Source organism: Arthrobacter sp. Y3223164 (assembly GCF_059091005.1).
On the sequence record NZ_JBNHGF010000218.1, the window covers coordinates 1 to 4,850 of the forward strand.

Below are 4,850 nucleotides of genomic sequence, written 5' to 3' on the forward strand. Positions count from 1 at the left end.
TTACAAGGCCCTTCGTGAGGACATTCTCGAATGGCGCCTCGAGCCTGGGACGGTGCTAGGAGAGGTCGAGCAGGCGGAGCGGTTGGGTGTTTCCCGCACTCCCCTGCGCGAGGCCTTGGGCCGGCTAAATGCTGATGGGCTTACCGCATCCCATAGCGGACGCGGCGTCGTCGTCGCCGACGTTTCACTGGAGAACGTCACCGAGCTCTTCGAACTGCGCACGGCACTGGAGTGCCAGGCGACGGCCTTGGCCGCCAGGCGCGGGGAACCGGCCGAATTCCGGCGGCTGCAGCAGGAATTCCTCGCGGCGGCCGAGGCCATGCGCGGCGCCGTTCCGGACCCGCAGGCCTACTACCGGCTGGTCGGCCGGCTGGACGCCGCGGTGGACCACGCCGCCGCCAACACCTACCTCCGCCAGGCGATGGCCAACCTGCGCGTCCACTTGGTGAGGATCCGGCGGCTAGCACGGGACAACCCGGCCCGCCTGCTGGCCTCGGCGGCCGAACACGCCAACATCGCCGGCGCCATCGCCGACGGCGACAGCCAGGTGGCGGCCGCCGCCACCCGCATCCATCTTCACCAGAGCCTGGAACACTTCAAGACCACCGATCCGAAACACCGGACCGACCTGCCAGCCGAGAGGACATTCTGAATGACCGTCAACCATCATGTGCGCGTCTACCGCAGCGAAGAGAACCTGCCCCGCGAGGACCAGCTCGCCTACAAAATCGCCCGCGTGGCCACCGACCCGGTGGAGGTTTCCGCCGACGTGGCCGAGATGGTGATCAACCGGATCATCGACAACGCTTCGGTGGCCATTGCGTCGCTGAACCGCTCCCCCATTGTCGCCGCGCGTGCGCAGGCGCTAAGCCACCCGGTCTCCGGCGGCGGGGCCGGTGCCGGGGTCTTCGGCATCGCTGGGAAGACCTCCCCGGAATGGGCGGCCTGGGCCAACGGCGTGGCAGTGCGCGAACTGGATTACCACGACACGTTCCTGGCCGCCGACTACTCGCACCCGGGCGACAACATCCCGCCCATCCTCGCGGTGGCCCAGCACGTGGGCGCGAATGGCCGCGACCTGCTCCGCGGCATCGCCACCGGCTACGAAATCCAGGTGGACCTGGTCAAGGCCATCTGCCTGCACAAGCACAAGATCGATCACGTGGCCCATTTGGGCCCGTCGGCCGCGGCGGGCATCGGCACGCTGCTGGGCCTGGATACGGAGACCATCTTCCAGGCCGTGGGCCAGGCGCTGCATACGACGACGGCGACGCGCCAGTCGCGCAAGGGCGAGATCTCCACCTGGAAGGCGCACGCACCGGCCTTCGCGGGCAAGATGGCGGTGGAGGCAGTGGACCGGGCGATGCGCGGCCAGACCTCACCCGTGCCGATCTACGAGGGCGAGGACGGCGTCATCGCCTGGCTGCTGGACGGGCCGGACGCCTCCTACGACGTGCCGCTGCCGGCCCCGGGCGAGTCCAAGCGCGCCATCCTGGACACCTACACCAAGGAACACTCCGCCGAGTACCAGGCCCAGGCCTGGATCGACCTGGCCCGCAAGCTGCACCGTGAGCATCCGGAAGCCACCGACGCGGAGAACGTGAAGTCCGTCCTGATCAGGACCAGCCACCACACGCACTACGTGATCGGCTCCGGCGCGAACGATCCGCAGAAGTACAGCCCCACGGCGTCCCGCGAGACGCTGGACCACTCGATCCCGTATATCTTCGCCGTGGCCCTGCAGGACGGTGCCTGGCACCACGTTGATTCGTACGCCCCCGAACGGGCGGCCCGGCCGGACACCGTGGCGCTGTGGCAGAAGGTCAGCACCGAGGAAGACCCGGAGTGGACCCGCCGCTACCATTCGCTGGACATCGCCGAGAAGGCGTTCGGCGGCTCGGTGGAGATCACCCTGGCCGACGGAACGGTCATCGCCGACGAGATCGCCGTGGCCGATGCCCACCCGCTGGGCGCCCGCCCGTTCGCCCGGGAGCAGTACGTGAACAAGCTGCGGACCCTGGCCAAGGGCATCGTCGACGATGCCGAAATCGACCGGTTCCTGGCCGCCGTCGAGCGGTTGCCCGAACTGGCCGCCGGCGAGCTGGACCAGCTGAACCTCCGGGCGGCCGACGGCGTCATCGACCTCTCCGCCGGGCCGAAGGGGCTGTTCTAAATGCTCTACTCCGCGACAACACCCGAGCAGAAGCGCCGCACGCTGCGCGAGGGGCTGGCCTCCGGGAAGCTGCAGCAGTTCCCCGGAGCGTTCAATCCCCTCTCGGCCCGGCTGATCCAGGAGAAGGGGTTCGACGGCGTGTACATCTCCGGCGCCGTGCTGGCCAACGACCTGGGGCTGCCGGACATCGGGCTGACCACGCTGACCGAGGTCGCCACCCGGGCCGGGCAGGTCGCGCGGATGACCGACCTGCCGGCCCTGGTGGACGCCGACACCGGCTTCGGCGAGCCGATGAACGTGGCCCGCACGGTGCAGGAACTGGAGAACGCCGGCCTGGCCGGCTGCCACATCGAGGACCAGTTCAACCCCAAGCGCTGCGGCCACCTGGACGGCAAAAACGTGGTGGACCTGGAGACCGCCAGCAAGCGGATCCGCGCCGCCGCCGACGCCCGCCGGGACCCCAACTTCCTGATCATGGCGCGCACCGACATTCGGGCCGTGGACGGCCTGGCCGCTGCCCAGGACCGTGCCCGCGCCCTGGTCGACGCCGGCGCGGACGCCATCTTCCCCGAAGCCATGAGGACCCTGGAAGAATTCGCCGCCATCCGCGAAGCCGTCGACGTGCCGGTGCTGGCCAACATGACCGAGTTCGGCAAGAGCGACCTGTTCACCGCGGACCAACTGTCCTCCGTGGGTGTGAACATGGTGATCTATCCGGTGACCCTGCTGCGCAGCGCGATGGGCGCGGCCGAACGGACCCTCGACGCCATCAAGGCCGACGGGACCCAGCAGGCACAGGTAGGCGACATGCTCACCCGTGCGCGTTTGTACGAATTGGTGGATTATGAGGCGTATAACCAATTCGACACCTCTGTATTCAATTTCCACGTGCCCGGCCGGCACTGACCACAAGACATAGGAGTCGCCATGAGCACCGATGCATCAACCGAAGCACCGCAGATCCGCAAGGGGCTGGCCGGCGTCGTCGTCGACACCACGAAGATTTCCAAGGTCAACGCGGAGACGAACTCGCTGCTGTACCGCGGCTACCCGGTCCAGGATCTGGCCGCGCACTGCAGCTTCGAAGAAGTGGCCTACCTGCTGTGGAACTCGGAGCTGCCGGACGGCGACCAGTTGCGGGAGTTCACCGCGGCCGAACGCGGCGGACGCGCGCTGGACCCGGTGGTGAAATCGGTCATCGATGCCCTGCCGGCCGAGGCCCACCCCATGGATGTCTGCCGGACCGCCGCCAGCGTGATCGGGGCCCGGCACCCGCTGGCCGGGGATTCCTCTCCGGCGGCGAACATGTCCAAGGCCGTGGAGCTGCTGGCGGCCTTCCCGGCGGTCGTCGCCTACGACCAGCGCCGGCGCCGCGGCCAGGACCTGGTGGAACCGCGCGCGGACCTGGGCTACGCGGCGAACTTCCTGTGGATGTCCTTCGGCGAAGAGGCCGCGCCGGAAGTCGTGGACGCCTTCAACGTCTCGATGATCCTGTACGCGGAGCACTCGTTCAACGCCTCCACCTTCGCGGCGCGGGTGATCACCTCCACGCTCTCCGACCTGCACTCGGCCGTGACCGGTGCGATCGGCGCCCTGAAGGGCCCGCTGCACGGCGGAGCCAATGAGGCGGTCATGCACACCTTCGAGCAGATCGGGATCCGCCCTGACGAGCCCCGCGAGGAAGCCGCCGCACGCGCCCGGACCTGGATGGAACAGGCGCTGGCCCGGAAGCAGAAGGTGATGGGCTTCGGCCACCGGGTCTACAAGCACGGCGACTCCCGGGTGCCGACCATGAAGGCCGCGCTGGACAAGATGATCGAACACTATGGGCGGCCCGAAATACTCGGCCTCTATGATGGCCTGGAGCACGCGATGGCCGAGGCGAAGGACATCAAGCCGAACCTGGATTACCCCGCCGGCCCCACCTACCACCTGATGGGGTTCGACACCGAGATGTTCACCCCGCTGTTCGTGGCCAGCCGCATCACCGGCTGGACCGCGCACATCATGGAGCAGTTGGAGTCGAACTCGCTGATCCGGCCGCTCAGCGAATACAACGGGCCCGCCCAGCGGGAGCTGGGCCGCTAAAGCTGCCAGGCCACGCGGTGGCCGGTGTCGAGATTTTCGACGCCGGCCACCGTTTCGTTATCCGGCTGCATCAGCACCCGCAGCCGCGGCCGCTGCCCCGACAACGCCAGCGGCAGCCAGTGGCCGGCGTCCTGCCACATCTGCGCCAGCGGCAGCCGGTCCACCCGGTACCAAGCCGGCGCGATTTCCGCGGACTCTACCGGGACGCCTTCCCACCGCCGGGCCACGAAGAGCGCGGTGTCCATGTTCCACGCGGGAAGGGCCGGAAAATCGAAGAAGATCCGTCCGGCCTGCTCCAGCGCCTCCGGCCCCACGCGGACTCCGGTCTCTTCCTGCATCTCACGGCAGGCCGCGTCGTCGTCGCCCTCCCCCGGCTCCACTTTGCCGCCGACCCCCACGACCTTCCCGGTGCCGAACCCGGTCTTCTTCCGGCCGAGCAGCACGTAACGGCGCCCGGCTTCCTCCCGGAGCAGGAAACACAGGGCAACGGCGACAGTCATGGCAGCGAGTCTAGCCCGGCGCGACGGCGCCGACGGTGCGTTCCGGTGCAACCGGCCGGTGCCCGAGAGAGACGCCAGCGGGCCCGGGC

The 4,850-nt window shown here is 68.7% G+C and carries 5 protein-coding genes; 4 read left to right on the top strand and 1 reads right to left on the bottom strand.

Annotation, left to right across the window (positions count from 1 at the left end; translation table 11 throughout):
* The 4 genes from AC5RUJ_RS11155 to AC5RUJ_RS11170 all read left to right on the top strand — a co-directional run.
* Positions 1 to 652 (top strand): GntR family transcriptional regulator (locus AC5RUJ_RS11155; protein WP_494155870.1); only part of this gene is annotated, 652 nt, incomplete at its 5' end.
* On the top strand, positions 653 to 2,173 hold the full coding sequence (locus tag AC5RUJ_RS11160; protein ID WP_494128977.1) for an MmgE/PrpD family protein: 1,521 nt from the start codon (positions 653 to 655) through the stop codon (positions 2,171 to 2,173).
* A complete protein-coding gene (gene prpB / locus AC5RUJ_RS11165; RefSeq protein ID WP_494128976.1) occupies positions 2,174 to 3,079 on the top strand; it encodes a methylisocitrate lyase in 906 nt (301 codons plus the stop codon). It abuts the gene before it with no gap.
* Positions 3,080 to 3,100: 21 nt separating this feature from the next.
* The gene (locus AC5RUJ_RS11170; protein ID WP_494013790.1) at positions 3,101 to 4,261 is read left to right on the top strand and encodes a bifunctional 2-methylcitrate synthase/citrate synthase; all 1,161 of its coding nucleotides are present in this window, start codon (positions 3,101 to 3,103) and stop codon (positions 4,259 to 4,261) included.
* On the opposite strand, the gene AC5RUJ_RS11175 is transcribed toward AC5RUJ_RS11170, so the two are convergent.
* The gene (locus tag AC5RUJ_RS11175) at positions 4,258 to 4,761 is read right to left on the bottom strand and encodes an 8-oxo-dGTP diphosphatase (protein WP_494128975.1); all 504 of its coding nucleotides are present in this window, start codon (positions 4,759 to 4,761) and stop codon (positions 4,258 to 4,260) included. The genes AC5RUJ_RS11170 and AC5RUJ_RS11175 overlap by 4 nt on opposite strands.
* Positions 4,762 to 4,850 lie beyond the last annotated feature (89 nt).

Bases quoted from the DNA above. Each gene is read 5' to 3' on its own strand.
- AC5RUJ_RS11160 (WP_494128977.1), top strand. From the start codon at position 653: ATGACCGTCAACCATCATGTGCGCGTCTACCGCAGCGAAGAGAACCTG.
- prpB (WP_494128976.1), top strand. From the start codon at position 2,174: ATGCTCTACTCCGCGACAACACCCGAGCAGAAGCGCCGCACGCTGCGC.
- AC5RUJ_RS11170 (WP_494013790.1), top strand. From the start codon at position 3,101: ATGAGCACCGATGCATCAACCGAAGCACCGCAGATCCGCAAGGGGCTG.
- AC5RUJ_RS11175 (WP_494128975.1), bottom strand. From the start codon at position 4,761: ATGACTGTCGCCGTTGCCCTGTGTTTCCTGCTCCGGGAGGAAGCCGGG.